Genomic DNA, 25,120 nt, shown 5'->3' on the forward strand with positions numbered 1-25,120 from the left:
CTCTTTGGAAAGTAAGGCTGAAGCCGCGCCATCTGCTCATCGGTCAGCCAGAATAGATTGCTCATGTTATACCCCTGAAACTCACGGGCATGAATCACGCAGGCGGGATGACGGCAACAAAATTAATAGGTCCAGAACCTAGAACTTGCCGTTCTCATGCGCCATCTCTGACGGGATCTCGGACAACGTATCCCAATGCTCGACAATCTTGCCATTTTCGATGCGAAACAGGTCAAAAAACGCGGTTGGTGTCTCGCCCAGCACACCCTCGGAGGCAGCGAAAACGAAATTGCCCTCGGCCACGATGATCGGCGTGTCGGTATAGGTCATCACCTGCCCCGCCTCAGCCATTGCCGCCAGCGCAGCACCCAGCCCATCAAGGCCGTTTCCGATCATCGGGTTGTGCTGAATATAGGTCTCGGTCGAGACATAGTCGGTGATCCGCTCGGGCGCAGCACCGTTCAGCACATCGCGCAGGAAGCTTTCGACCAGCGCCTTGTTTTCGGCGGTCTTTTCCAGGTCGGTCACTTCGGTCGCGCCATCCGTCATGGAATTGCCATTCGCAGTCTCAGGGGCCGGTACCGCAGGTTGCAAATTGTCCCAATGCTCGGCCACCTTGCCATCCTCCACCCGGAAGATATCGAACCCCACCAGCGTCTGGGCCCCGAAGGCCTGCGCGTTGTTATAGGTGGTGTGCAGCACCACCAGATCACCCTCGGCAATCACCCGGTGGATAGTCGCGGTCACACCGCTTTCCTGCAGCGCCGGTATGAAACCGATGATCGCCGCAGCCCCGGTGGGAACGGCGGGGTTGTGCTGGATGTAATCCGGCGCCAGCAGCTCTTTGGCGGCCTCGGGGTCGAAGTCGATGAACAGCGCAGACACGGCTTGTAATACGAGGTCCTTGGGGGTCATGGCAGATCTCCGGCATGAGTTGAATTGTATGCCGCATAGAGGTATTAATTTGGAACCAGGTGTCAATTACGCACTAAATCCATACCTGGTATCCTGAAAGGAACCGCGATGCCGCTGACCATTGATACTGAGATGGATGAAAACGGGCAGTGCCCGATCCGCGCGATCCTGACCACCGTGATGGGCAAGTGGAGCTCGCTGATCCTGCTATCGCTGAAAGGCGGGTCCTTGCGGTTTTCCGAGATCAAGCGGGGCGTGGGCGATATCACCCAGCGCGTGCTGACCGAGAACCTGCGCGCGTTGGAGCGTGACGGTTATCTGACCCGCACCGTCATCCCCGGTCCGCCGATCGAGGTGCATTATGAACTGACGGGGCTGGGGGGCGAGTTTGTGCAGCATTACATGCCGCTGGTCCGCTGGGCCACGGACCGGCGCGAGGCGGTTCTGGCCGCGCGCGAGAACTGGGAACAGAAGTAGCGCTCAGAAATCCGGCTTGGCGCGGAACTTCATCGAGATGCCGCCCTCGGGGTTCTTCAGCCGCAGCTCTTCGGAATGCAGCATCAGGCGGTCATGGTCTCGCGCCGGGCCGGTGGCATAAAACGGATCACCCAGAATGGGATGGCCCAACGCCAGCATATGCACCCTGAGCTGATGCGAGCGGCCCGTCTTGGGCATCAACCGCACGCGGGTGGTCTCGCCGTCATGGCGCAGGACGCGCCAGTCGGTCGTGGCGGGTTTGCCGGTCTCGTGGCAGACCATCTGTTTCGGCCGGTTGGGCCAGTCGACGATCAGCGGCAGATCGACCGTGCCGGTCTTGGGTTCCAACACGCCCCAGACCCGCGCCACATAGGTCTTGCGCGTCTGGCGTTTCTCGAATTGCAGCCCCAAATGGCGTTGCGCATGGGGCGTCTGGGCAAAGACCATGACGCCGGACGTATCCCTATCCAGCCGATGCACCAGCAGCGCCTGCGGAAAGGCGGCCTGCACCCGCGTCAGCAGACAATCGGCCAGATGCGCCCCCTTGCCCGGCACCGAGAGCAACCCCGCAGGCTTGTTGACGACGATCAGTTGCGCGTCTTCATGCAGAACATCAAGTGCGGTCTGCGGGGGATCGTAATTCTCGGACATGAGCGCTGCCTATCGCAGCGCTGGGTTTCCCGCAACGTCGTCCTTGCCTGCGCGCATGACATCCGCAAGGCTTGCTGCGGAAAAGAGGAGAGATCATGCACCCAACCATCACCAGACTGCAGGAAATCATCGCAAAAGGCGACGAAACACTGATCGCCGAGATATTGGCCGAGGATGTGCGGTTCCAGCCACCAACCTATTACAAGACCTGGACAGGTCGCGCACCGGTGGCTGCGGTTCTTGGTCATGTCAGTCAGGTGTTCACCGAGTTCCGCTATCGCCGCATCTTGGGGGACGGCAAGGATTGGGCGCTGGAGTTTCAGTGCAAGGTCAGCGACCTAGATGCGGTGGGCGTCGATCTGATCACGTTGAACGACGAAGGCCTCATTCAGGATTTCGAAGTGGTCATGCGTCCCTACAAGACCATCGGCGCGCTGCGCGATGCGATGAATGCGCGGGTGATGACCGATGAACGCTTCCTGCATTTCCGCGAGGCGCTGTCCTGATCGCACCGGACCAGATCCTGCGTCTGCCGCTGCTGCCGTTACTTCTGGCGCAAGGCGTCCTGGTGCGGCGTAAGGCGCAAGTGCTGCCCGAGCCTGTCGGCGCGCGCTCTGGACGCGCTGGCGACGGCCCGTTGCTGCGCGTGCTGATCGCGGGCGACAGTTCGGCAGCCGGGGTGGGTGTCGCCACGCAGGATCATGCGCTGTCCGGTCAGATCGTTGCCAGACTGGCGCGCGACTTCACCGTTGAGTGGCGATTAGAGGCCACGACCGGCCACACAACCCGCGTCACGCTGGGCTGCTTGCAACAGGCTCAGAAACCGGTGGACGTGGCCGTGACCGCGTTGGGTGTCAATGACGTGACGCGCGGGCGCACACGGGCGCAATTTGTGGCGCATCAACGCGCATTGCTGGCGCATCTGACCGGCCCGTTGCAGGCGCGCTGCGTCGTGGTGTCCGGCGTACCGCAGATGGCGCGATTCCCGGCCCTGCCGCAACCGCTCGCATGGGTGCTGGGTCAACAAGCCGCCCGGCTTGACACGGGGCTGCATGCCCTCACGCGGGAGTTTCCGCAAGCGCACCACCTGTCGCATGACCTGCCGGATGACCCATCGCTGGCAGCGACCGACGGGTACCATCCCGGCGCGCGGCTCTATGATCTTTGGGCCGGGCAGATCGTGCAGGTGATCCGCGATCAACTCCGTGCGCGCAGCTGACGGACCAGCGGGATCGAATAGACGATCAGCGCTGCCCAGATCAGGGGAAAGGCGATCATCCGGGCCATATCCATCTGCTCGCCAAAGACCAAAATCGCGGTCAGAAAGATCATCGTCGGCGCGATATATTGCAGGATGCCGATGGTCGAGAGACGCACCAGCTTGGCCCCGTTTGCATAGACCAGCAGCGGCACCGCGGTCACCAGCCCTGCCCCCAGCAACAAGGACGTATCAGTCGAGAGCAGCCCGAAATGACCGGTTCCCGCGGCTCCCAGCCAGGTGACATAAGCCAGTGCCGGGATCAGCAGGATCAGCACCTCCAGCAGAAAGCCCTGATTGGGACCAATCGGCAGGGATTTCTTGAAGAAGGCGTAAAACCCCCAGCTGACCGTCAGACCCAGCGCCGCCCAAGGCAGCTCTCCGGCCTCAAGAATCAGCACCGCCACGCCCAGAGCGGCCAACATCACCGCCGCCCATTGGGTGCGGGTCAGAGGCTCGCGCAGCAGCAGCGATGCCAGCGCGATGCTGAAGAGAGGGTTGATGTAGTAGCCAAGGGCCGCGTCCAGCGCATTGCCGCTGGCAATCGCCCAGACATAGATCGCCCAATTGACCGAGATCAGCGCCGCCGTCAGACAGGCCATGCCCAGCATCCGCGGATTGCCCAGCGCCGCCTTCAGGTCGCGGGTGCGTCCCAGCGCGGCCAAAAGCAGCCCCGCGATCGGCACCGACCAGATGATGCGATGGGCGACGATCTCGGCCGGGGGAATATGCGCCATCAGCTTCATGTAAAGCGGCAGGAACCCCCACAGCACATAGGCGGTGATCGCAAACGCCAGCCCTTTTGGCGTGTCGACGTCGTCGACAGGAGATGCTGTCAATGCCATGGCCGGTCTCCGGATGATACCAGCCGTGTTTAGGGCAGGTCAGCGGTCAAAGGAAACACTCATATCTGTGCGGTTGCACATCACGGATTGTGATGGGTCGGGACATCGCTGAGTGGCATGTCTGGCAGAGCCCCGACCCCGATTATCACACTTTGACCCGTTCCGATTTGGGATCGTACATGGGCTTGAGCGAGGCTTCGGCTTTTACCTTCACACCGCACACATCGATTTCATAGGTCGAGGCCAGCACGTCGGCGGCCTTCTCGCCCTCGCATGGTACGTAGCCCAGACCAACAGCGGCCCCCAGCGTATGGCCGTAATTGCCGGAGCTCAGATAGCCGACATATTCGCCATCACGCAGGATTGGTTCGTTGTGGAACAGGAGCGGCTCGGCATCGGTCAGCTTGAACTGCACCAGCCGGTTTTTGGGGCCGTTCTCCTTGCGCTCGATCACTGCCTGCTTGCCGATGAAGTCGGCAGGCTTGTTGGCCTTGACGGCGAACCCAAGGCCCGCATCAACCACGTGGTCCTCGCAGGTGATGTCATGGCCGAAATGGCGGAAGCCTTTTTCGATTCGAGCACTGTCCATCATGTGCATCCCGCAAAGCTTCAGGTCCATGTCCTGCCCGGCCTGGTGCAGGGTTTCGAACACATGCCCGGCCATGTCGGACGAAACATAGACCTCCCAGCCCAGCTCACCCACATAGGTGACGCGGTGAACACGGGCCAGCCCCATGCCGATCTCGATCTCCTGCGCGGTACCAAACGGGTTCACCTCGTTCGAGAAATCGGCCGGAGAGACCTTTTGCAGCAGTTTCCGGGCGTTCGGACCCATGACCGCCAGCACGCCTTCGCCTGCGGTCACGTCGGTGATGATGACGTTGAAATCGCCCTTGTGGCGCTCCATCCAGGTCTGATCGGCCAATCGCGTGGCGGCCGGGGTGACGACCAGATAGGCCAGTTCGCCGAGGCGAGTGACGGTCACATCCGCCTCGATGCCGCCGGAGCGGTTGAGGAACTGGGTATAGACGATCTTGCCGGTGGGCACCGAATAGTCGCCGCCGCCTACATAGTTCATGAACGCCTCGGCATCCGGCCCCTCGACGCGGATCTTGCCGAAGGAGGACATGTCATACATGCCCACATTCTCGCGGATCGCCCGGTGTTCGGCGGCGGAGTTTTCGAACCAGTTCTGACGTTTCCAGCTATACTGGTACTCCCGCTCCTGCCCGGCATTTGCAAACCAGTTGGCCCGTTCCCAGCCCGCGAGCTCGCCCATGACCGCGCCCTGCTCCAGCAGGTGATGATGGAACGGCGTGCGGCGCACACCGCGCGCGGTGGCTTTCTGGCGATACGGGAAGTGATCGGCATAGAGCAAGCCGAGCGTTTCCTTGGACCGTTCGAACAGGTACTGTTTGTTGCCCTGAAACGGCTGCATCCGGCTGATATCAACATCGCCCAGATCGAATGGTTTCTCGCCCGTATCCATCCATTCCGCTAGTGCCATGCCCGCGCCACCTGCCGACTGGATACCGATCGAGTTGAAGCCTGCCGCGACCCAGACATTGTCCATCTCGGGCGCAAGGCCGAGGTGATAGGCGTCGTCCGGCGTGAAGCTTTCGGGGCCGTTGAAGAAAGTGTGGATACCCGCCTCGGCCAACAGTGGCACGCGTTCCACAGCCTTTTCCAGGATCGGTTCGAAGTGGTCGAAATCTTCCTGAAGCTGGTCGAATTCGAACGACTCAGGAATACCATCCATCGCCCAGGGCTTCGATTCCGGCTCAAAGGCGCCCAGCAGGATCTTACCGGCATCTTCCTTGTAATAGGCGTATTCGTCCGGCACGCGCAGCACCGGCAACTGGGTCATGCCCTCGATATTCTCGGTGACGATATAGAAATGCTCGCACGCATGCAGCGGCACGTTCACGCCCGCCATGCGGCCCACTTCGTGACCCCACATACCGGCGCAGTTCACCACCATGTCGCATTCGATATGGCCCGAGGCGCTGCCATCATCGGACACCCAATCTACGCCGGTGACCCTGCGCCCTGATTTGACGATCTCGGTCACCTTGGTGCGTTCCTTGACCACGGCACCGCGCTGGCGTGCGCCCTTGGCAAGGGCCAGCGCGATATTGGCCGGATCACCCTGCCCGTCCAGCGGCAGGTAAACCGCGCCCTTGACATCGTCGAGGTTGATATGGGGATACAGCTCCTGCACGCGCTCGTTAGAGATTTCTTCGACCTCGACACCAAAGGCGCGCGCCATGGCGGCCTGGCGATAGATCTCTTCCTTGCGTTCTTCGGTGAGCGCGACGGTAATCGAGCCACAGCGCTTGAAGCCGGTGGCCACGCCGGTCTCTTCTTCCAGCGAGCCATAGAGTTCCTGACTGTATTTCGCTAGCTTGGTCATGTTGGCGGTCGCGCGCAGCTGCGCGATCAGACCGGCCGCGTGCCATGTGGTGCCAGAGGTCAGCTGCTTGCGTTCCAGCAGCACAACGTCGCTCCAGCCCTTTTTGGTCAGGTGATAGGCGACCGAACACCCGATCACGCCGCCCCCGATGATGACAACACGCGCCTTGCTGGGAAGATCTGCCATGACTTTACCTCCGATTCTGCCGTTGTGCCTGTCTTGCCACGGATATACGGCGGAAAATCTGCGAAAAGCGTCAGGTCGTGCCGGAAATCAGGGATGATCCGTGCTCCGGCGACGGCGGCGGATCGCAAACGGGGTGACCCCGAAAAAGCTCTTGTAAATGCCTGAAAACCCGTTCGGAAACCCGCAGGCCAGCCCGATCTCGCGGATGCTCATCGTGGTGTTGAGCAGCAGGTTATTGGCCTTGGTCAGGCGCATCTCGCGATAGAACCCGTTGGGGGTCGCACCCAGAAACGTCTTGAACTTGCGCTCAAGCGAGCGGTTTGACAGGCCCAATGTGCCGACAAGCTCGTGGATTGCCACCGGTTCCTCGATATTGGCCTGCATGATCTTGATACATTGATCCAGCTTTTCATCGCCGGTGGTGGTCGACTTGATGCCGGAATAGGGCTGCGGCGAGGCATAGTCACGCACACGTTCATGCAGAAAGATGTCAGATACGGTCATCATCGCTGCGCTAGACATATGCCGCCCGATCAATTCCAGCGTTACATCGATGGTCGATCCCATGCCCGCACAGGTCACCACCTGCCCCACCTGCGAAGCCAGCGCATGGCGGGCGTCAAGCGGCTCCATCCGTTCACGCAGGATGAAGGAGTTTTCCCAATGGGTGGTGTGCTGCCCCGACTGACCGCCAAACTCGCGGATATAGCGCGTCGCCGCTTCGGCCAGCAGGAATACCTGCGCGCCGCGATAGGTATAGTCCTGCACCACGCGCCCCAGCGACAGGTCGGGGTGATCGGGATCGGCATTGCCAATCACGAAGACATAATCCGCATTGGCGTTGCGGTCGGTCTTTTCTGTCTCAATGCGCGCGCCCGCGCGGCACGACACCGGCCCGCCGCGGCGCGACCGGTAGAGCCATGTGAACTGCGCTTTGGGAAAGACCCTGTTGGCGGTTCGGATCACATCCACCACACCAGCGACCTCGGTCAGCACGAACCCATCCGCGACGATCACATCGAAATGGATCACACGTGGCTGTTGGTCCGTTCGACCTGCCATTCCCCGCCGCTCCTAAACAATCTCATGGCCAGCGGCGCGCAGCCTGCGGGCCAGTTCGGCGATATGGTCCGGGCCGACCTCACAACAGCCGCCGACAATCGTAGCGCCCTGCGCGACCCAGCTCATGGCGTGATCGGCGTAAGCGGCGGGATCAAGATCCTGGCGTTGTTCCAGCGCGTCGACCGTAGGCGCATCCTCCAGAAACGCCTCGGCTATCCTCGTGAACCCGTTGGCATAGGCGCCAAAGGGTTTTCCAAATCCCTTGATCCGGTCGAGCGCTGCGGGGATCGCCTCGGGGCGCGAGCAGTTGATCAACAGCGCGTCGGGATCGAAACACGCAACAAGCGGGGCAATGTCTGCAAGGTCCTCGCCCGAGCGCAGGCGGGTGCCGTCCTCATCCTTGACGGTCAGGGCCAGCCAGACCGGCCTGCCGCAGCCCCCCGTGCCCGACAGCGCGCCCTCAGCTTCTAGCAGGGAGGACACAGTTTCGAGCAGAAACAGATCCACATGATCGCGCATCCGCGCCACCAGCTCGCCATATCTCTCTATTGCCAGATCCACGGGCGGATGCAGGTCCGGGCGGTAGGAGGCCAGCAGCGGCCCCAGCACACCCGCGATCCGGCCCGACCCGCTAGCATCGCGCGCCTGCTGCGCCTGGGCAATGGCGGTATCGACCAGATGCAGTAACTCGCCCTCAAGCCCCACACGCTCCAGCCGGTTGCGGTGCAGCGCGTAGCTATTGGTGGAGGCGATCGTGGCCCCGGCGCGGAAGTAGTCCCCATGCACGTCGCCCACGAGATCCGGGTGGTCGATCATCACCTGCGTCGACCAAAGCGGCGTCGCGCGATCGCCACTGCGTTTGACCAGCTCCTGCCCGATCGAGCCATCCAGAAGCGTGATATCCGTCATGAGATCAGCACCAGTTTGCCGGGATGGGTCTTGGCCTGAAACTCCTCCTGCGCGCGCGTGATCTCGCGCAGCGGATAGGTTTTCGAAACCAGGGGTTTGACGTGGCCCGCATTCATCAGCGCCACCAGACGGCCGAACACCTCGGGCGGCTGATGAGTGCAGCCGTGAATGGTAATGTCGCGCAGATAGATTTCGCGCAGATCGGCCTCGACCATCGGGCCCGCGATTGCGCCCGAGACCGCGTAATGCCCCCCCGGTTTGAGCGCGCGGATCAGGTCGGGCCAGGCCGGGCCGCCCACCACGTCGATGACTACATCGAAACTGTCTTTCGGCGGCACGGTAGTCCGGTCAAGCGTGTCGCTGGCGCCCATCTGCAGGACCACGGCGGATTTGACCGGACTGGTCACACCCGTCACCGAGGCCCCGCGCAACGCTGCAAGCTGAACCGCTGCCAGCCCCACACCGCCGGACGCGCCGGTGATCAGAACCCGGTGCCCCGCCGTGACACCGGCTCGGGTCAGCAGATTTTCCGCCGTGCCATAAGCGCAGGGGATGGCGGCGATTTCGATATCAGACAGGGGTGCTGCGGTGACATCATAAAGATCACCCGCCTCGACCAGACAGTATTGCGCAAAGGCCCCGTCGATTTCGGAGCCCAAGGCGATGAACCCCTGCGGATTGCCGGGGCGGGGGCGTGGCAGGTTGATCGGGCAGGTCACCCGCTGACCGGATTCAAAACCGGCATCCGGCCCGACCCGTTCGACTATGCCGCATAGATCCCCGCCCTGAATGCGCGGGAAAGCCAATGCACCGCCCCAACCGCCCGCCTCGACATCCTGATCCACCGCATCGGTGGCGCCGGTGACATCCGAGGAATACCAGCCCACCCGCGTGTTGATATCAGTGTTGTTGACCCCAGCCGCAGCCACCCGAACCAGAACCTGCCCCGGTCCGGGGACCGGAACAGGAATATCCTCGCGCCATTCCAGCGCCTCTGACCCGCCATGGCGGGTCAGATAGACGCCGGACATGGTCGCGGGTGTCGTCATGCGCGCAGTCGCTCGTTTTCGGGATCCCAGAGCGGCGCATCCGTCTGCACGATAGCCTTGCGACGCTCGCCGTAGATTTCCACCTCAAGCTCGGTGCCCGGCGCGGCAAGTTCGGCGCGCACCACGCCCAGCGCAATCGACTTGTTCACGCGGTAGCCATAGTTGCCGGATGTGGTCTCGCCCACCACCTCGTCACCCTTGAAGACGGTCGACATGTAGGGCGCGTCGGCATCGCCCGCCTCGATGACCAGCGTGACAAAGCCCTTTTTCGAACCTTGCTGCTTTTCGGACAACAACGCCGCCTTGCCCGGAAAGCCCTGCGGCTTGTCGAGTTTGACGAACCGGCCCAGGCCTGCCTCCAGCATCGAGTAATCGCTGGACAGATCGCCCTTCCAAGTCCGGTAGCCTTTCTCGATCCGCATGGAATCGAGCGCGTACATGCCGAAGGGCGTCGCACCGGCATCGCGGATGGCAGCATAGACCTCGGCCGCGTTTTGGGTTGCGACATGCACCTCCCAGCCCAGCTCGCCCACGAAGGAAACCCGCGCCAGAATGGCCTCATGCCCGGCAACAATGGCGGATTGTAGGCTGAGCCAGCTCGTGCTCAGGTCGGCATCCGACAGGCTTGCAAACAGATCGCGCGATTTCGGGCCGGTGACCAGCATGGTGGTGTAGTCGCGCGACACATCGGACAACTCCAGCCCCTCGGGCAGGTTGCGCCAAAGCAGTTCGAAATCGTGCCATTGCGCGACCGCTGCGGTCATCAGCGTGAAATCATCTTCGCCATGACGGATGCAGGACATCTCGGTCAGGATGCGGCCGCGATTGTCGGTGAGGTAGATCAGGTTCATCCGACCTACCTTGGGCAACGCGCCGGCTACCGTCCCGCGCAGCCACTCTGCCGCGCCCTCGCCCGCAAGCGTGAAGCGCGAGAAGCCGCACATATCGATGACGCCAACGCCATCGCGCACCGCCTCGACCTCTTCCTTGACGCGGATGGTCCAGGGGCCATCGCGCAGCCAGGTCTCGGTCGCTGCTTCGGAGGTATCGTCGCCCTGTTTGGCAAACCAGTTGGCACGTTCCCAACCATTGTAAGCGCCCATCTGGCCGCCATCGGCGACCAGCCGGTCATGGTTGGGCGACAGTTTCTTATTCCGCGCGGCGGGCCATTCGTGATGCGGGAAATGCATCGCGTATTCGTGGCCATAGGTTTCCAGCGCCTTCTTTAGGCAGAAATCGAAATCCGCGTGCTCGGTATAACGGCGGCTATCGACGGCCCACATGTCCCACTCGGTCTCACCTTCGGTGATCCATTCGGCCATAACCTTGCCCGCGCCGCCTGCCTGCACGATCCCGAAGGTGAAGCTATGCGCCTCGAATGCGTTTTTCACGCCGGGCATCGGACCCATCAGCGGCAAACCATCAGGCGCATAAGGGATCGGGCCATTGATCACACGGCCAACGCCGGATGTGCCCAGAAGCGGCACGCGGCCCATCGCGTCCTCAATATACCACTCCAAACGCTCCAGATCATCCGGGTAAAGCTGGAACGAGAAGTCATGCGGCATCGGGTCTTCGGGCGTGACCCAGTGTGCTTTGCAGTTCCGCTCATAGGGGCCAAGGTTCAACCCATGCTTGTCCTGCCGCAGATAGTAGGAGCTATCGACGTCCCGGATCATCGGAAGTTTCTTTCCGTTTTCCTTGGTCCAGGCCTCGATTTCAGGGATTTCCTCGGTCAGGAAATACTGGTGCGACATGACGGTCAAAGGCACGTCGCGCCCGCCATAAGGCTTGAACCATTCGCCGACGCGCTTGGCGTAATAGCCTGCGCAATTGACGACAAACTCGGTCTTGATGTCGCCCTTGTCGGTATGCACGACCCATTCGTCGCCATCGCGGCTGACACCGGTGGCCGGGCAGAAACGCTGGATGTTGGCACCCAGATCGCGCGCACCTTTGGCCATGGCCTGGGTCAGCTGCGCCGGGTCAATATCGCCATCGAGCGGATCCCAGAGCGCGCCTTCGATGTCGTGAGTTTCCAGGAACGGGTAGTAGTCCTGCAACTGGTGTGGTTCGAGCATTTCCAGCGGCAAGCCCTGATAGCGACCCATACCGGCAACGCGCTCGAACTCCTGCATCCGTTCCTTGCTATGGCCCAGACGCAGCGCACCGGTGACGTGGTAGTTCATCGGATAATCCACGTCTTCGGCAAGCGTGCGATACATCTCCAGCGAATAGCGCTGCATGTTCATCACCGACCACGAGGCCGAGAAGTTCGGACAGTTGCCTGCCGCGTGCCAGGTTGACCCGGCGGTCAACTCGTTCTTTTCCAGCAGGACACAATCGGTCCAGCCCGCTTTCGCGAGATGATAGAGCGTCGAAACGCCCACCGCGCCCCCGCCGATGATGACCACACGTGCCGTTGTCGGAAATTCAGCCATTTTCAAGTTCCCGTTTACTGTGCCCGCTGGGGCAGATCGTCTTTGAGTTCATAATAATCGCCCTTGTCCGCCACAAAGATATGGCGGTTCAGGGTCAGTCCGGTGGGCGTATCGAACGCCCCCATGGAGATCGAGATCGTGTCCTCGTCCGTGTGCTGCCAGAAGAGGAACGACCCGCAATTTCTGCAAAACCCGCGTTTTGCGGTGTCTGAGGCGCGAAACCAGCCAAGCGTCTCATTGCTGGTAAAGCTCAGGTTATCCTGATGGGTCTCGGTCGAGGACCAGTGATGGCCAGACTGCTTGCGGCACTGGCTGCAATGGCAGGCCGAGGGCGGCGCTAGCGCGCCGTCGATGGTGAACGCAACCTGACCACAGAGACAGGACCCCTTGTGCATCGCTCTATCCTCGCGCCGCAGGGGTGCTGCTGGCGCCCAGCAACAGCCCGTAGATGATGAAACAGCCCCCCATAATGCGCCGCACCCAGATGTTGAAGACCGCCCCCAATGCCGCCCGGCCCATGATCGCGCCCAACAAGGTGAAGCCGGTATAGCTGAGCGTGGTGATGATCAGCGCGGTGGGCATGATCACCCCCATCTGCTGCCAGATCGGCACATCCGGCTGCACGAACTGGGAAAACGCAGCGAGATAGCCCGCAACGCTTTTGGGGTTGATCGTGGCGATGGCCAGCGCGTGCAGATAGATGTGGCGCGCGGGCCGTTCTGTGGCGGGCACCGGCCTTGAGGCGTTCATCCAGCCGCGAATGCCCAGATAGATCAGGAACCCGGCACCGATCAGTTTGGCAATGAAGAAGCCGGTGGGCGATGCGGCGATCAGCGCGGTAACGCCCAGCGCCGACAGAATCAGGAAGGCGCTGGCCTGCGTCAGGATCGCCAACACGCCGATCATGGCCTTGGCAAAAGGCAGGCTCATCCCGTTCGAAATGCAATTGACCGCATTTGGCCCCGGCGTGGTGACAAACACCAACCAGAACAGCGCGAATATGGTCCAGGCCTCGATGCTCATCAATACACCGGCGGGGCGATGACCCAGACGGCCACGGCGGGAACGTCATAGGGGTTGGCCCAGTGATAGACTTCCTGCTTGATGCGAAAGCTGTCTCCGGGACCGACAGTGAAGTGACGCGCGCCGATGGTCAGATCAAGCTGCCCGGACACCATATAACCGACCTCCTGCGTCGGACGATCAGCCGGGGTCTGCATGCGCGAGCGTGGCTGAAAGGTGGAATGCACCATCTCGAAATCATCACTCAGGTCGGGGGAGAGCAGCTCTTCGATCAGCCCCTCTTCGCCCGAGCCCATCGGGCGGCGCGCTCCGGCGCGCACCACATAACCCTGCTCTTCGGCGGGAGCCGCGGAATGGGCAAACAGCATCGACATCGGCACACCCAGACATTCCGATATCTGACGCAGGTCCGAGATGGTCGGCTCGGACATATCACGTTCAACCTGGCTGAGCCAGCCGACCGAGCGGTCGAGCTTGGTGGCAATGTCGGACAGTGTCAGACCGCGGGCCTTGCGCAAGGCGCGGATATCGACCCCCAATGTCGCTCGCTGCGGGGCCTGATCGTTCACATGTCCCTCCGTCAACCTCGTGAAATTTTCGCTCCGTTTTTCATGTAGCGCTGATTCCATGAAATTTCCAAGCGTTTTTTCATTGCGCTTGGATTTTCTCTGGCGGTATCACCCGGGGCATGTGGAATGTGGTGTTTTTCCTGTGGGCCATAAACGGTCTGACAATCGCGCTGTTTGGCTGGGACAAGCTCTGTGCCCGGCGCAAGCGCCTGCGCGTACCCGAGCGCAGATTGCTCTGGTGCGCGGCCCTGGGCGGCAGCCCGGCGGCCTTGCTGAGCCGCTGGATTTTCCGCCACAAAACCCGCAAACAACCGTTTTCGCGCTGGCTGTGGGGGATCGCCCTAGTGCAAGCAGGGCTGGTCGGGCTCGCCGCATCCAACGGGCTCATATGATCCGCGGCTAAACCGACAGAACCCGGCCCGGCTGCGCGAACCACCAGCGTGCGATCAGCAAGCAAAGCCCAACTGCCATGACCCAGTAGGCATTTTCAGGATGGCTCGCAAAAAGCGCTTCATTCAACCGGCGGCCCGGCATGAGCGTCAAGAGCCCCGCAAAACCGATCCCCCACCAATAGACGCCCTGCATGGTGGCCTTGTGCTCGGCCATGCGGGCGGCACGCGCATCGACGAGACCGGAAATCAGGCCCTGTAGAACAAAGATGGAGATCAGGTGAATGGGTCCAAACGAGCCAATGATCCTCCAACCGGAAATGAAGAACGAGGACAGCGCCATCACCGCCATCGCGGCGACCCAGACATAGCCGAGTGATTTATGCAGCAGATCGCGCCTCTTGCGATAGATCACAAGCGGGCCCAGCACTGTAGCCGGGATCGCTGCAAAGACGTGGATCTGGATCGCAGGCGGGGCATTCAGGATCGGGTCGAGTGTCACCTCTGGGCCTTTCGCGCTGTTGGAAACGCGACTACTCTGATCGGCACCAAGGCATATGCGACAAGGTCAGATGCGCCAGATACGAGACAATTGCGCCAGTCCCACCCGCGTGGCATTCGCGCTGCGCGAGTTGCAGCAGCATTTAAGGCACCCCACCACGGCAACAATCCTGTGCGCCGTTGCGCTTGTTCTGACGATCATTGACGCGTTTGGCCTGAAGGATGAGACGACCCTCGCGCCCCATCTGATCTACATGCTGGTGATGGTCTGGGTGACCTACGCGATCGGCTTTCTTGTGGCACAGACATTTGGCGCCTGGCTGTCGAGCACCCGATTGAGCGGCCTTGTGGGTTGGCTGGTGCAGGGCGCGGTAGCTGGGGTTTTGATACTGGCCGCGGTGTTGGGGTTGAACCTGCTGGCGTTTGGACCGGTCCCGCCTGCCGACATGGTGTCCTTTGCGCCGAGCGTCATTGGCGCAACGATGGTCATTACCGTGACATTGCAGCGCATCCACGATATCGGCGTTGAGCCGGACCAGAACCCCGCGATCCTTGAACGCCTGCCCTTCGCCAAGCGCGGCCGCTTGCTGTCCCTGTCGGCCGAAGATCACTACACCAATGTGCGCACCGACAAGGGCGAGGAGTTGATCCTGATGCGCTTTTCGGACGCGATGAAGGAGACCGCCCCGATCGAGGGCTATCAGGTCCACCGCTCGCATTGGGTGTCCCGATCCGGCATCAAGGACGCACGCCGCAGCAAGGATCGGGCAATCGTCACGCTGACCGACGGCACAGAGATACCTCTTAGTCGCAGATACCTGCCCACACTGCAAAAGGTGGGGCTGCTGCCAGCACCCCGTGCCTAATTGCGCACAGATACAAGGTGTTAACGGGCAAAGACCCCGGACAGGATGCGCGACAGGGCCTCTGCATCTGTTTCGGTGAAAGCGTCAGGCTGATCACTGTCGATATCGAACACCGCGATGATCTCGCCCGCCTTGTCGCGCACCGGCAAGACAAGTTCCGACTGCGTGGAGCTGGCACAGGCGATGTGGCCTTCAAACGCATTCACATCGGCGACAAGCTGCACCTCGCCGGTGCGCGCCGCCGCTCCGCAGACGCCGCGCGCAAAGGGAATGACAAGACAGCCATGGCCGCCCTGATAGGGGCCGATCTTGAGCAGCTCGGGCTCGGTCACACGGTAGAAGCCAGTCCAGTCGAACCGGTCATCGGAATGATGCACCTCGCAGGCGATTGTGGCCATCAGCGCGACCGTATCGTTTTCACCCTCTGTCAGCGAGGTGATGGTCTGGGCCAAGGTTGCATAGTCAACGCGCATGATCTGATATCCCTTGCTGGGCCGCGGTCACCCTTTCAGAACGCGCCGCAGCCAATCGGCGGTTTTGTCCACCGCGTCGTTGCCCTGTGGGATCACCTTGGTCAAGGACATAAAAGCGTGGATCTGGCCGGGATAGTTCAACAACTCGGCCTTGACGCCGCTTTCGGTCAGTTTGGCCGCATAGATCTGCGCGTCGTCCCACAGCGGATCATGTCCACCTGCGATGATCAGCGCCTCGGGCTGGCGGGCAAACGTATCCGAGAACATCGGCGAGGCACGCGGGTCCCGCCGGTCCTGTTCCTCGGGCAGGTAGAGCTTGATATACCAATCGATCCGCGTGGCAGACAGCAACGGCTGGTCCCGCAGGTCCCGCGCCGACGGCGTTTCCAGCCGCGCATCCAGGCCGGGATAGATCAGCAATTGCGCTCGGGGAGGTTGAATCCCAGCCGTGACGAGATCGTGCATCAGGCAAGCGGTCAGGTTGCCACCGGCGCTGTCGCCGCCAACCACAAGCTGCTCGGGCGCGACGCTGAGATCCGTTTCGCCGGAAATCAGCGCGCGGTAGGCGGCCAGAACATCGTCAGGGGCGGCCGGAAAGCGATCTTCCGGCGCCAGACGGTAGTCATACGAGATCACGCGCAGCCCGGCTTGCAAGGCCAAAGCCCCGCACAGCCCGTCATGGGTCTCGATGCTGCCCTGTATCCAGCCACCGCCATGCAGGAAGAGCAGCGTTGGCTGCGCACCCAGCATATCACCACCCTCGGGAACATAGACCCGTGCAGGCTGGTCGCCCATAGCCCCCGGCAGCTGAATGTCGGATGTCGCAACACCGTCGGGGCAGGGTTTGCCAAGCTTTTCGGCCATTGCCGCAAGCTGGCGGCGGCCTTCCTCGACAGGTGGCAGCTCATCGGGGTCGCGCATCAGCGCCACCAGATCGCTCACAGCCTGCGCCTTGGCGTCGATCACCCGGCCCGCAACCGTCGTGCGCCGCCCGGTATAGAGCAGCGCCACGAGTGGTTCGGGCATCAGCAGCTTGATGAACCCGAACAAGATTCTCGCCTTTCGCATGTCACAAAGCCTCCCTGCCTCGGCGGCAGGCTGCGCCGATCACATGGCAAGCGACAAGCGCTTACGCAGCGTCACGGGCTGTCCCGGTCTAAAGACGCTCTATCGCGATGGCAGTCCCCTCGCCGCCGCCGATGCAAATCGCAGCGACACCGCGTTTGAGATCGCGTTTCTCCAGCGCGTTGAGAAGCGTCACCATGATTCGCGCGCCCGAGGCACCGATGGGATGACCCAGGGCGCAGGCCCCGCCGTTCACGTTCACCTTGTCGCGCGGCAGCCCCATGTCATGCATGAAGGCCATGGGCACCACGGCAAAGGCCTCGTTTACCTCCCACAGATCAACGTCATCCGTGCTCCATCCCAGACGGTCGAGCAATTTCTGCGCCGCGGGCACCGGGGCGGTGGTAAACCAGCCCGGAGCCTGCGCGTGGCTCGCATGACCCAAAATGCGCGCGCGCGGCTTTAGACCCTGTGCGGCGGCGGCCTCGGCAGATGTCAGCACCAGCGCGGCCGCCCCGTCCGAGATCGAAGAGGCATTTGCCGCCGTCACCGTCCCTTCGGGACGAAAGGCCGGTTTGAGGGTCGGGATATTGTCGGGGCGTGCGGTTTTGGGCTGTTCGTCATCCGCAATCAGGGCCTCACCCTTGCGGGTCTTGACCGACACCGCTGCGATTTCCCCATCAAACGCCCCGCTTTCCTGCGCCGACCGGGCGTTGGACAGCGATTGCAGCGCATACTCGTCCTGCGCTTCGCGGGTGAACTGGTATTTCTCGGCACAATCCTCGGCAAATGTACCCATCAACCGGCCCTTGTCATAAGCGTCTTCGAGCCCGTCGAGGAACATGTGGTCAATCACCTGACCGTGGCCGATCCGCGCGCCGCCCCGCATCTTGGGCAGCAGGTAAGGCGCATTGGTCATGCTCTCCATCCCGCCCGCAATCATCGTATCCGCATGACCCAGCGCGATCTGGTCATACGCCATCATCGCCGCCTTCATGCCCGAGCCGCACATCTTGTTGAGCGTGGTGGCGGGCACCTCATCGCCCAGCCCGGCGGCAAAGCCTGCCTGTCGTGCCGGGGCCTGCCCCAACCCAGCAGGCAGAACGCAGCCCATCAGCACCTCATCGACCGAGGTCAGACCGGCACCTTCAAGTGCGGCGCGGATGGCGACACCGCCCAGAGCGGGCGCGCTCACCGGTTCCAACGCCCCCTGAAATCCACCCATCGGCGTCCGGGCCGCACCTGCGATCACCACCTCTTTCATGAACATCCTCCCAATTTGTCGTCACTTGAATACCGAATGGTAAGATTTGCCGTCTAGCGTATTTCTACCTATCGCACTCAAAATGGGGGAAATTCGGATATGAGCCTGAGCAGCACGGTGGCCGGTGATGCGCGCATCATCACGGTCAGCGTCGACCGGATCGATGCCGCCATGGCGATCCAGTTCAAGGAAGATATGCGCACCCAGACCGCGGACGCCACCGGGCGTGTCATTCTGGACCTGTCAGAGGTCGAGTTCATCGATTCCAGCGGGCTCGGCGCGATTGTAGCGTCGATGAAACAGCTTGGCGAAGGGTGCCAGCTGGATCTGGCCGGGCTGACCCCGATTGTCGAAAAGGTCTTTCGCCTGACCCGGATGGATACGATCTTCAACCTGTTCCCCACCCTCGACGCGGCGCTGTCGGCGGAAACACTGTGAGACAAGCAGGTGGATCTGGACCGCGCCTCTGACCGATTGCGCCTGAGCGTGATCGCCACACCGCTGGCCGCGCGCCAGGCGGTGAAGGATATCTGCAACCATATCGCGAAACCGGGCTCAGCCCCTGCGCGGATGGCAGATATCCGTATCGCGCTCAGCGAAGCGCTCAACAACATCGTCGAACATGCCTATAGCCCCCGCGCGCCCGGTCGCATCCGTGTTTGCGTTGCCGCGACACCTGAGGTGGTTGAGATCGAGCTGTCCGACTTCGGCGCGCCGTTACCGCTGCGCAACCTGTCGGACCGCACCCTGCCCCCGCCTGAGCCCCATGACCTGCCCGAGGGTGGGTTCGGATGGCATCTGATCCGGACGCTTGCGGATCAGATCGCCTATGAAAGACGAGCTGGCTGCAACCATCTGAGCCTGCGTTTCGACCTGCCGGAACACAACGCCAGCGTGTCACAATAAAGTCCCATTCATTCCGTAGTCCCGCCGCAAACACAGGCGATACAATTCCTGTAGCTGCATAAAGCTTCCCTCGGCGCAGCGTGTAACAGCCCCCACCCTGAACGCGGCGCCGAGGAACACCCTCCCCCAAAAAAGCTCCGACGACAAACTCCCAGCGCCAATTGCACTGCCGATCCCGTTTTCAGATGACTCGCGCCACTATGTCCTTTTTGCAGGTGGGAGATGCCCGTCGCTGGGGACGCACAATCAGGCTTAATCATTGCAATGAAACGCCACTTGGGTAGCATCCCTCCAGTGAAGCGGAGATCGCGCCAGTTCTCGGCGCAAAACATACCGCCCGCACAGGGAGACTGATTCATGACAAAAGTCACAACGGCCATTGCCGTGGCGACAAGCATGCTTGTGCTTGCCGCGACATCTGTATCTGCGGAGAAACTGACCATCGGACTGGCCTCTGAGCCGACCGCGATGGACCCGCATTTCCACAATCTCGGACCCAACAACGCCATCGCCTTTCACATCTTCGACCGGCTCGTCGCGCAGGATGAGAAACAGGCTCTGACACCCGGCCTGGCGGTATCGTGGGAGCCGATCGACGACCTGACATGGGAATTCAAGCTGCGCGAGGGCGTGACATTCCATGATGGCAGCCCGTTCAACGCCGATGACGTGCTCTGCACCATCACCCGCGCGCCGGATGTGCCGAACTCACCCTCCAGCTTCGGCGCCTACCTCAAGGGCAAAACCGCCGAAAAGATCGACGACTATACCGTCCATATCAAGACGGCCGAGCCCTACCCGCTGATGGCCAATGATATCTCGACGATCCCGATCATTTCAGACGGCGCCGGGTGCAACGCCAGCACGGAGGATTTTAACGCAGGCACCGCAGCCGTGGGCACCGGTCCGTTCAAATTTGGGGACTACAAGCCCGGCGAGAGCATCACCATGATGCGCAATGATGACTATTGGGGCGATGCGCCAGCCTGGACCGAAGTGGAATTCCGCCCGATCAAATCCGGCCCCAGCCGGGTTGCAGCCCTGCTGGCGGGCGATGTTGACATGATTGCGGGTGTTCCGACCACCGACATCGCCACGCTTGAGGCCAATGAGGACATCCAGCTCAGCCAGGGCGTGTCGAACCGAGTGATCTATCTGCATCTGGATCAGTTCCGCGAGAATTCGCCTTTCGTGAAAGGCACTGACGGGGGCGAGATCAAGAACCCGCTGATGGACCCGAAGGTGCGCACCGCCATCTCCAAGGCGATTAATCGCGATGCCATCGTGGATCGGGTGATGGAAGGGGTCGCGCTGCCCGCCGGGCAATTGCTGCCAGACGGCTTCTTCGGCGTGTCCGAAAATCTTGAACCGGTGGCCTATGACCCCGAAGGCGCCAAGGCACTGCTGGCCGAGGCAGGCTATCCGGACGGCTTCCAGCTGACCATTCATGGCCCCAACGATCGCTATATCAACGACGCCAAGATCGCCGAAGCCATCGGCCAGATGCTGACGCGGGTAGGGATCAAGACCTCGGTCGAGACCATGCCCCGTTCGGTCTATTTCGGGCGCGCCTCGAAAGGCAGCCCCGAAGGCCTGCCGGAATTCAGCTTCATCCTGGTTGGCTGGGGTGCAGGCTCGGGCGAGGCGTCATCGCCGCTGAAATCGCTGATCCATACCTATGACAAGGACAGAGGGTTCGGTTCATCCAATCGTGGCCGCCATTCCAACGCAGAGATCGACGCCATGATCGAAGAGGCACTGCGCACGGTGGACGATGCCAAGCGGCAGGAACTGCTGGCCAAGGCCACCGAGATGGCGATCGAGAATGCCGCGATCATTCCGACCCATTTCCAGGTCAACACCTGGGCGGCCAAGAAGGGGCTGGAATACATCCCTCGCACCGATGAATACACCTTCGCCACCGGCGTGGTGAAACAGTAAGCGATTGCGTCGGGCCACAAGGCGTGGCCCGACCCTTTGACCGGCAAGGCGGGCTCTCATGACAGTTTTCATCATAAGGCGGCTGATGCAGGCCCTTCTTGTGGTGTTCCTGATGTCGGTGATCGTGTTCTTCGGCGTCAATGTCATTGGCGATCCGGTGCATATGCTGGTCAGCCCCGACGCCGATCAGGCCGATATCGAGGCGACCATCCGCCGCCTTGGCCTGGATCGACCCATCTGGGAGCAATATCTGCTGTTCGTCAGCGGCGCTGCGCAGGGCAATCTGGGCAATTCCTTCATCTTCGGGGAACCGGCGTTGAAACTGATCCTGCATCATATGCCCGCGACGTTGGAGCTTGCCTTCAGCGCGCTGTTTCTGGCGGTGGCGGTGGGTGTGCCACTGGGCCTTTATGCCGGGCTCTATCCCGACAGCCCTCTGTCCAAGGGCATCATGGCAGGGTCGATCCTGGGCTTTTCTCTGCCCACCTTCTGGGTCGGGTTGATGCTGATCATGCTGTTTGCGGTCGAACTGGGCTGGCTGCCCTCGACCGGGCGCGGTGATACCGGGCATATCCTTGGCATCGAAACCAGCCTCGCGACGCGGGACGGGCTGTCGCACGTGCTGCTGCCCGCGATGAACCTGGCGCTCTTGAAAATCTCGCTGGCGATCCGGCTGACCCGCGCCGGTGTGCGCGAGGCGATGGGGCAGGATTACGTGAAATACGCCCGCGCCAAGGGGCTCTCGACCCGGCGCATCGTCTTCGTACACGTGCTCAAGAACATCATGATCCCGGTGGTCACGGTGATGGGGCTGGAGTTCGGCAGCCTGATTGGCTTTTCCGTGGTGACCGAGTCGATCTTTGCCTGGCCGGGGATGGGCAAGCTGCTGATCGACGCGATCCTGCAACTCGACCGGCCTGTTGTGGTGGCCTATCTGATGATCATCGTGCTGTTCTTTGTCCTCATCAACCTGATCGTGGACATCCTCTATTCCATCCTCGACCCGAGGGTGCGCCTGCGGGATCAGGGCGCATGAGTGACATGATCGCGCCCGAGACCGCGACCCCGGTCGCAAAGGTCGAAACCCCCTTTCGCCGCTTCGCCTCTGAGTTTTTTGAAAGCCGCATCGCGACTGTGGCGCTTTGTCTGCTGGGGCTGATCATCTTGCTGGCCGTTCTGGCCCCCTGGATCACGCCACAGAACCCCTATGATCTGGCGCAGGTCGATGTGCTGGACGGGCGGCTGCCGCCCGGGTCTGAGGCGTTTGCCGGATACACAATGTGGCTGGGCTCGGACGGATCGGGGCGCGATCTCTATTCCGCGATCCTTTACGGGCTGCGCATCTCGCTGTCGGTCGGTGTCGCCTCGGGCATCATCGCGCTGGCGATCGGCATGGCGATCGGGTTGTTGGCGGCTTACGCAGGCGGGCGCACAGAAAACATCATCATGCGGGTGGTCGATCTTCAACTGTCCTTTCCGGCGGCGCTTGTCGCGCTGATGCTGGTGGCCATCCTGGGCAAGGGGATCGACAAGATCATCCTGGCGCTGGTGGTGGCGCAATGGGCCTATTATGCCCGTACCGTGCGCGGCACCGCTCTGGTCGAGCGCAACAAGGAATATGTCGAGGCCGCGCAATGTCTTGGCCTGTCGCGCCTGCGCGTCGTGTTTCGCCATATCCTGCCCAATTGCCTTGCACCGCTGATCGTGGTGGGCACCGTACAGACCGCACATGCCATCTCGCTTGAGGCGACGCTGTCCTTCTTGGGTGTTGGCCTGCCCCAGACCGAACCGTCACTGGGTGTGCTGATCGCCAACGGGTTCGAATACATGCTGTCAGGGCGCTACTGGATTTCGGTCTTTCCCGGTCTGGCGCTGCTGTTCACGGTGGTATCGATCAACCTTGTTGGCGACCAGCTGCGTGATGTGCTGAACCCGAGGCTGAAGAAATGAGCGACGTGCTGCAGGTCAGCGCGCTGCGCACCCATTTCTTTACCCATGCCGGAGTGGTGAAGGCCGTCGATGGGATCGATTTCACCGTGCGCAAGGGCGAAGTGATGGGTCTGGTGGGCGAATCCGGGTCGGGCAAGTCGATCACCGGGTTTTCGATCCTTGGCCTGATTGATCCACCGGGGCGCATTGTCGAAGGCTCGATCCGCTTCAACGGGGCCGAGATCGCCAATGCGCCAGAGCCGGAGTTGCAGAAACTGCGCGGCAACCGGATCGCGATGATCTTTCAGGACCCGATGATGACGCTGAATCCGGTGCTGCGCATCGACACCCAGATGATCGAGGCGATCCTCGCGCATGAGGACATCCCCCGCCAGACCGCCTGGGAGCGCAGCCGCGATGCGCTTGGCCTTGTTGGCATCCCCTCACCCGAGGAACGGCTGCGCGCCTATCCGCATCAATTGTCGGGTGGGATGCGGCAGCGGGTGGCCATTGCCACCGCCTTTCTCAACCGTCCCGACCTGATCATCGCCGATGAGCCGACCACCGCGCTGGATGTCACCATTCAGGCCCAGATTATTCACGAGGCGCAGAAGCTGACCCGCCAGACCGGCACCGCGATGATCTGGATCACCCATGATCTGGCCGTGGTTGCGGGGCTCGCCGACCATATATCGGTCATGTATGCCGGGCGGATCGTCGAACAGGGCGCAACCGATGACGTGATCGATCGACCGCTGCACCCTTATACGGTCGGCCTGCTGGGCTCGGTGCCCTCGGCCAACAAACGCGGCCAGCGGCTGTATCAGATCGAAGGGATGACGCCAAACATGCTGGCGATGCCAACAGGCTGCGCCTTTGCCCCCCGCTGCCGCGCCGCGACGCCGGCATGTGATACCGCGCCGCCGATCACCGATATCGACGGACGGCAGTTGCGCTGTCATCACCCGCAGATCGCGGGGGTCGCATCGTGACCGCGCCGCTGCTTGAAATCCGGGGTGTGTCGAAACGGTTCACCAAACGGCTGGACGTGGCGGGTAAGATCGCCCAGCGCCTCGGCTCGAAAATCAGGGAAGAGACCGTACATGCGGTCGATGCCGTCGATCTCTCCATCGCGCCGGGCGAGGTGCTGGGGCTGGTGGGGGAATCGGGCTGTGGCAAGTCCACGTTGGGCCGTGTGGTGGCCGGGATACATGGGGCGAGCGATGGTCAGGTGCTTTATGATGGCAAGGATATCGCCACGCTGACAGGGGCCGAGAAGCGTGCCGCCACGCTGGCGATCCAGATGATCTTTCAAGACCCTTTCGCCAGCCTGAACCCCAGGATGCGGGTCGAGGACATCATCGGTGAGGCACCCCGGGTGCATGGATTGGTCTCGGCGTCGGGCGCGTCGAGTTACGTGGATGAGGTCATGAGCAAGGTCGGGCTGGATCCGTCGCTCAAACGCCGTTACCCGCATCAGTTTTCGGGTGGGCAACGGCAACGGATCGGCATTGCCCGTGCACTGGCAGTGAAACCGAAATTTCTGGTCTGTGACGAGGCCATCGCCGCGCTTGATGTCTCGATCCAGGCGCAAGTCATCAACTTGTTCATGGACCTGCGCCAAGAACTGGGCCTGACCTATCTGTTCATCAGCCACGATCTGAGCGTGGTCGAGCATATCGCCGACCGGGTCGCGATCATGTATCTGGGCCGCATCGTCGAAAGCGCGCCCACCGAAGAGCTGTTCGCCGATCCCAAACACCCCTACACCAAGGCTCTGCTGGCCGAGGCCCCGCGTCTGGATCAGCGCAAGCGCGATTTCGCACCGATCGAAGGCGAGATCCCCTCGCCCCTCGACCCGCCGCCCGGATGCCATTTCAATCCGCGCTGTCCGCTGGTCCGCACCGATTGTCGCGCGGCACGCCCGATGCTGGAAACCATCTCGCCCACCCGCGCGGTGGCCTGTCACCACTGGACCGAGACCTGAG

27 protein-coding genes are annotated in these 25,120 nt (G+C 61.8%); 12 read left to right on the forward strand and 15 right to left on the reverse strand.

The window, feature by feature from the left end:
- Window positions 1-138 precede the first annotated feature (138 nt).
- Window positions 139-915: a nuclear transport factor 2 family protein gene (locus AB1E34_RS19925; RefSeq protein ID WP_372574070.1), complete on the reverse strand. Its 777-nt coding sequence runs from the start codon at window positions 913-915 to the stop codon at window positions 139-141.
- A gap of 108 nt (window positions 916-1,023) precedes the next feature.
- On the opposite strand from AB1E34_RS19925, the gene AB1E34_RS19930 reads away from it, so the two are divergent.
- Window positions 1,024-1,392, forward strand: coding sequence for a winged helix-turn-helix transcriptional regulator (locus AB1E34_RS19930; RefSeq protein ID WP_372574071.1), 369 nt, complete (start codon window positions 1,024-1,026; stop codon window positions 1,390-1,392).
- Between the two features lie 3 nt (window positions 1,393-1,395).
- On the opposite strand, the gene AB1E34_RS19935 is transcribed toward AB1E34_RS19930, so the two are convergent.
- The gene (locus AB1E34_RS19935) at window positions 1,396-2,043 is read right to left on the reverse strand and encodes an RluA family pseudouridine synthase (protein WP_372574072.1); all 648 of its coding nucleotides are present in this window, start codon (window positions 2,041-2,043) and stop codon (window positions 1,396-1,398) included.
- A 95-nt stretch (window positions 2,044-2,138) separates the two neighbouring features.
- Here AB1E34_RS19935 and AB1E34_RS19940 point away from each other — a divergent pair, with 95 nt between their 5' ends.
- Both AB1E34_RS19940 and AB1E34_RS19945 read left to right on the forward strand, forming a co-directional pair.
- Window positions 2,139-2,549, forward strand: coding sequence for a nuclear transport factor 2 family protein (locus tag AB1E34_RS19940; RefSeq protein ID WP_372574073.1), 411 nt, complete (start codon window positions 2,139-2,141; stop codon window positions 2,547-2,549).
- A gap of 62 nt (window positions 2,550-2,611) precedes the next feature.
- Window positions 2,612-3,262, forward strand: coding sequence for an SGNH/GDSL hydrolase family protein (locus AB1E34_RS19945; RefSeq protein WP_372574074.1), 651 nt, complete (start codon window positions 2,612-2,614; stop codon window positions 3,260-3,262).
- Here the strand turns inward: AB1E34_RS19945 and rarD are convergent.
- The 9 genes from rarD to AB1E34_RS19990 all read right to left on the reverse strand — a co-directional run bounded on the left by rarD (window position 3,241) and on the right by AB1E34_RS19990 (window position 13,798).
- Window positions 3,241-4,146, reverse strand: a complete 906-nt coding sequence (gene rarD, locus AB1E34_RS19950; RefSeq protein WP_372574075.1) for an EamA family transporter RarD — start codon at window positions 4,144-4,146, stop codon at window positions 3,241-3,243. The two genes, AB1E34_RS19945 and rarD, sit on opposite strands and share 22 nt — an antisense overlap.
- Before the next feature lie 145 nt (window positions 4,147-4,291).
- Window positions 4,292-6,745, reverse strand: coding sequence for a GcvT family protein (locus AB1E34_RS19955; protein ID WP_372574076.1), 2,454 nt, complete (start codon window positions 6,743-6,745; stop codon window positions 4,292-4,294).
- 87 nt (window positions 6,746-6,832) lie between these two features.
- Window positions 6,833-7,807 carry a GlxA family transcriptional regulator gene (locus AB1E34_RS19960; RefSeq protein WP_372574077.1) on the reverse strand — a complete coding sequence of 325 codons (975 nt, stop codon included), beginning with the start codon at window positions 7,805-7,807 and terminating at the stop codon, window positions 6,833-6,835.
- Between the two features lie 12 nt (window positions 7,808-7,819).
- Complete coding sequence (locus AB1E34_RS19965; RefSeq protein ID WP_372574078.1) at window positions 7,820-8,716, reverse strand: homocysteine S-methyltransferase family protein; 897 nt, start codon at window positions 8,714-8,716, stop codon at window positions 7,820-7,822.
- Window positions 8,713-9,765, reverse strand: coding sequence for a zinc-binding dehydrogenase (locus AB1E34_RS19970; RefSeq protein ID WP_372574079.1), 1,053 nt, complete (start codon window positions 9,763-9,765; stop codon window positions 8,713-8,715). The genes AB1E34_RS19965 and AB1E34_RS19970 overlap by 4 nt, the downstream gene beginning before the upstream one ends.
- Window positions 9,762-12,206 (reverse strand): GcvT family protein, encoded by a 2,445-nt coding sequence (locus AB1E34_RS19975; protein WP_372574080.1) that lies wholly within the window; start codon window positions 12,204-12,206, stop codon window positions 9,762-9,764. The genes AB1E34_RS19970 and AB1E34_RS19975 overlap by 4 nt, the downstream gene beginning before the upstream one ends.
- A 14-nt stretch (window positions 12,207-12,220) precedes the next feature.
- Window positions 12,221-12,601, reverse strand: coding sequence for a GFA family protein (locus AB1E34_RS19980; RefSeq protein ID WP_372574081.1), 381 nt, complete (start codon window positions 12,599-12,601; stop codon window positions 12,221-12,223).
- A 4-nt stretch (window positions 12,602-12,605) separates the two neighbouring features.
- A complete protein-coding gene (locus AB1E34_RS19985; RefSeq protein ID WP_372574082.1) occupies window positions 12,606-13,229 on the reverse strand; it encodes a LysE family translocator in 624 nt (207 codons plus the stop codon).
- Entirely contained in the window at window positions 13,229-13,798 is a 570-nt protein-coding gene (locus tag AB1E34_RS19990; RefSeq protein ID WP_372574083.1) for a helix-turn-helix domain-containing protein, read from the reverse strand. Before AB1E34_RS19990 ends, AB1E34_RS19985 begins: the two co-directional genes overlap by 1 nt.
- A 119-nt stretch (window positions 13,799-13,917) precedes the next feature.
- Between AB1E34_RS19990 and AB1E34_RS19995 the strand changes: the two genes are divergently transcribed.
- Window positions 13,918-14,190, forward strand: coding sequence for a DUF1294 domain-containing protein (locus tag AB1E34_RS19995; protein ID WP_372574084.1), 273 nt, complete (start codon window positions 13,918-13,920; stop codon window positions 14,188-14,190).
- Between the two features lie 7 nt (window positions 14,191-14,197).
- Here AB1E34_RS19995 and AB1E34_RS20000 read toward each other — a convergent pair whose 3' ends face one another.
- Window positions 14,198-14,689: a DUF2306 domain-containing protein gene (locus AB1E34_RS20000; RefSeq protein ID WP_372574085.1), complete on the reverse strand. Its 492-nt coding sequence runs from the start codon at window positions 14,687-14,689 to the stop codon at window positions 14,198-14,200.
- A gap of 70 nt (window positions 14,690-14,759) precedes the next feature.
- Here AB1E34_RS20000 and AB1E34_RS20005 point away from each other — a divergent pair, with 70 nt between their 5' ends.
- Window positions 14,760-15,554, forward strand: a complete 795-nt coding sequence (locus AB1E34_RS20005; RefSeq protein ID WP_372574086.1) for a LytTR family DNA-binding domain-containing protein — start codon at window positions 14,760-14,762, stop codon at window positions 15,552-15,554.
- A gap of 20 nt (window positions 15,555-15,574) precedes the next feature.
- Here the strand turns inward: AB1E34_RS20005 and msrC are convergent, their stop codons facing one another.
- The 3 genes from msrC to AB1E34_RS20020 all read right to left on the reverse strand — a co-directional run bounded on the left by msrC (window position 15,575) and on the right by AB1E34_RS20020 (window position 18,356).
- Complete coding sequence (gene msrC / locus AB1E34_RS20010) at window positions 15,575-16,027, reverse strand: free L-methionine (R)-S-oxide reductase MsrC (protein ID WP_372574087.1); 453 nt, start codon at window positions 16,025-16,027, stop codon at window positions 15,575-15,577.
- 27 nt (window positions 16,028-16,054) lie between these two features.
- On the reverse strand, window positions 16,055-17,095 hold the full coding sequence (locus AB1E34_RS20015; protein WP_372574088.1) for an alpha/beta hydrolase: 1,041 nt from the start codon (window positions 17,093-17,095) through the stop codon (window positions 16,055-16,057).
- An 88-nt stretch (window positions 17,096-17,183) separates the two neighbouring features.
- Window positions 17,184-18,356: an acetyl-CoA C-acyltransferase gene (locus AB1E34_RS20020; RefSeq protein ID WP_372574089.1), complete on the reverse strand. Its 1,173-nt coding sequence runs from the start codon at window positions 18,354-18,356 to the stop codon at window positions 17,184-17,186.
- A gap of 99 nt (window positions 18,357-18,455) precedes the next feature.
- On the opposite strand from AB1E34_RS20020, the gene AB1E34_RS20025 reads away from it, so the two are divergent.
- The 7 genes from AB1E34_RS20025 (at window position 18,456) to AB1E34_RS20055 (ending at window position 25,119) form a co-directional block, all read left to right on the forward strand.
- Complete coding sequence (locus AB1E34_RS20025; protein ID WP_372574090.1) at window positions 18,456-18,794, forward strand: STAS domain-containing protein; 339 nt, start codon at window positions 18,456-18,458, stop codon at window positions 18,792-18,794.
- A 9-nt stretch (window positions 18,795-18,803) separates the two neighbouring features.
- On the forward strand, window positions 18,804-19,262 hold the full coding sequence (locus AB1E34_RS20030; protein ID WP_372574091.1) for an ATP-binding protein: 459 nt from the start codon (window positions 18,804-18,806) through the stop codon (window positions 19,260-19,262).
- A 357-nt stretch (window positions 19,263-19,619) separates the two neighbouring features.
- A complete protein-coding gene (locus AB1E34_RS20035) occupies window positions 19,620-21,203 on the forward strand; it encodes an ABC transporter substrate-binding protein (RefSeq protein WP_372574092.1) in 1,584 nt (527 codons plus the stop codon).
- A gap of 58 nt (window positions 21,204-21,261) precedes the next feature.
- Window positions 21,262-22,239: an ABC transporter permease gene (locus AB1E34_RS20040; RefSeq protein ID WP_372574093.1), complete on the forward strand. Its 978-nt coding sequence runs from the start codon at window positions 21,262-21,264 to the stop codon at window positions 22,237-22,239.
- The gene (locus AB1E34_RS20045) at window positions 22,236-23,153 is read left to right on the forward strand and encodes an ABC transporter permease (protein ID WP_372574094.1); all 918 of its coding nucleotides are present in this window, start codon (window positions 22,236-22,238) and stop codon (window positions 23,151-23,153) included. Before AB1E34_RS20040 ends, AB1E34_RS20045 begins: the two co-directional genes overlap by 4 nt.
- Window positions 23,150-24,124 (forward strand): ABC transporter ATP-binding protein, encoded by a 975-nt coding sequence (locus AB1E34_RS20050; protein WP_372574095.1) that lies wholly within the window; start codon window positions 23,150-23,152, stop codon window positions 24,122-24,124. The genes AB1E34_RS20045 and AB1E34_RS20050 overlap by 4 nt, the downstream gene beginning before the upstream one ends.
- On the forward strand, window positions 24,121-25,119 hold the full coding sequence (locus tag AB1E34_RS20055) for an ABC transporter ATP-binding protein (RefSeq protein ID WP_372574096.1): 999 nt from the start codon (window positions 24,121-24,123) through the stop codon (window positions 25,117-25,119). The genes AB1E34_RS20050 and AB1E34_RS20055 overlap by 4 nt, the downstream gene beginning before the upstream one ends.
- Window position 25,120: the final 1 nt, after the last annotated feature.

It is taken from the genome of Ruegeria jejuensis (assembly GCF_041537905.1).
GTDB lineage: Bacteria > Pseudomonadota > Alphaproteobacteria > Rhodobacterales > Rhodobacteraceae > Ruegeria_C.

Bases quoted from the DNA above. Each gene is read 5' to 3' on its own strand.
- AB1E34_RS19925 (WP_372574070.1), bottom strand. From the start codon at position 915: ATGACCCCCAAGGACCTCGTATTACAAGCCGTGTCTGCGCTGTTCATC.
- AB1E34_RS19930 (WP_372574071.1), top strand. From the start codon at position 1,024: ATGCCGCTGACCATTGATACTGAGATGGATGAAAACGGGCAGTGCCCG.
- AB1E34_RS19935 (WP_372574072.1), bottom strand. From the start codon at position 2,043: ATGTCCGAGAATTACGATCCCCCGCAGACCGCACTTGATGTTCTGCAT.
- AB1E34_RS19940 (WP_372574073.1), top strand. From the start codon at position 2,139: ATGCACCCAACCATCACCAGACTGCAGGAAATCATCGCAAAAGGCGAC.
- rarD (WP_372574075.1), bottom strand. From the start codon at position 4,146: ATGGCATTGACAGCATCTCCTGTCGACGACGTCGACACGCCAAAAGGG.
- AB1E34_RS19955 (WP_372574076.1), bottom strand. From the start codon at position 6,745: ATGGCAGATCTTCCCAGCAAGGCGCGTGTTGTCATCATCGGGGGCGGC.
- AB1E34_RS19960 (WP_372574077.1), bottom strand. From the start codon at position 7,807: ATGGCAGGTCGAACGGACCAACAGCCACGTGTGATCCATTTCGATGTG.
- AB1E34_RS19965 (WP_372574078.1), bottom strand. From the start codon at position 8,716: ATGACGGATATCACGCTTCTGGATGGCTCGATCGGGCAGGAGCTGGTC.
- AB1E34_RS19970 (WP_372574079.1), bottom strand. From the start codon at position 9,765: ATGACGACACCCGCGACCATGTCCGGCGTCTATCTGACCCGCCATGGC.
- AB1E34_RS19975 (WP_372574080.1), bottom strand. From the start codon at position 12,206: ATGGCTGAATTTCCGACAACGGCACGTGTGGTCATCATCGGCGGGGGC.
- AB1E34_RS19980 (WP_372574081.1), bottom strand. From the start codon at position 12,601: ATGCACAAGGGGTCCTGTCTCTGTGGTCAGGTTGCGTTCACCATCGAC.
- AB1E34_RS19985 (WP_372574082.1), bottom strand. From the start codon at position 13,229: ATGAGCATCGAGGCCTGGACCATATTCGCGCTGTTCTGGTTGGTGTTT.
- AB1E34_RS19995 (WP_372574084.1), top strand. From the start codon at position 13,918: ATGTGGAATGTGGTGTTTTTCCTGTGGGCCATAAACGGTCTGACAATC.
- AB1E34_RS20005 (WP_372574086.1), top strand. From the start codon at position 14,760: ATGCGCCAGATACGAGACAATTGCGCCAGTCCCACCCGCGTGGCATTC.
- msrC (WP_372574087.1), bottom strand. From the start codon at position 16,027: ATGCGCGTTGACTATGCAACCTTGGCCCAGACCATCACCTCGCTGACA.
- AB1E34_RS20015 (WP_372574088.1), bottom strand. From the start codon at position 17,095: ATGCGAAAGGCGAGAATCTTGTTCGGGTTCATCAAGCTGCTGATGCCC.
- AB1E34_RS20020 (WP_372574089.1), bottom strand. From the start codon at position 18,356: ATGAAAGAGGTGGTGATCGCAGGTGCGGCCCGGACGCCGATGGGTGGA.
- AB1E34_RS20025 (WP_372574090.1), top strand. From the start codon at position 18,456: ATGAGCCTGAGCAGCACGGTGGCCGGTGATGCGCGCATCATCACGGTC.
- AB1E34_RS20035 (WP_372574092.1), top strand. From the start codon at position 19,620: ATGACAAAAGTCACAACGGCCATTGCCGTGGCGACAAGCATGCTTGTG.
- AB1E34_RS20040 (WP_372574093.1), top strand. From the start codon at position 21,262: ATGACAGTTTTCATCATAAGGCGGCTGATGCAGGCCCTTCTTGTGGTG.
- AB1E34_RS20045 (WP_372574094.1), top strand. From the start codon at position 22,236: ATGAGTGACATGATCGCGCCCGAGACCGCGACCCCGGTCGCAAAGGTC.
- AB1E34_RS20050 (WP_372574095.1), top strand. From the start codon at position 23,150: ATGAGCGACGTGCTGCAGGTCAGCGCGCTGCGCACCCATTTCTTTACC.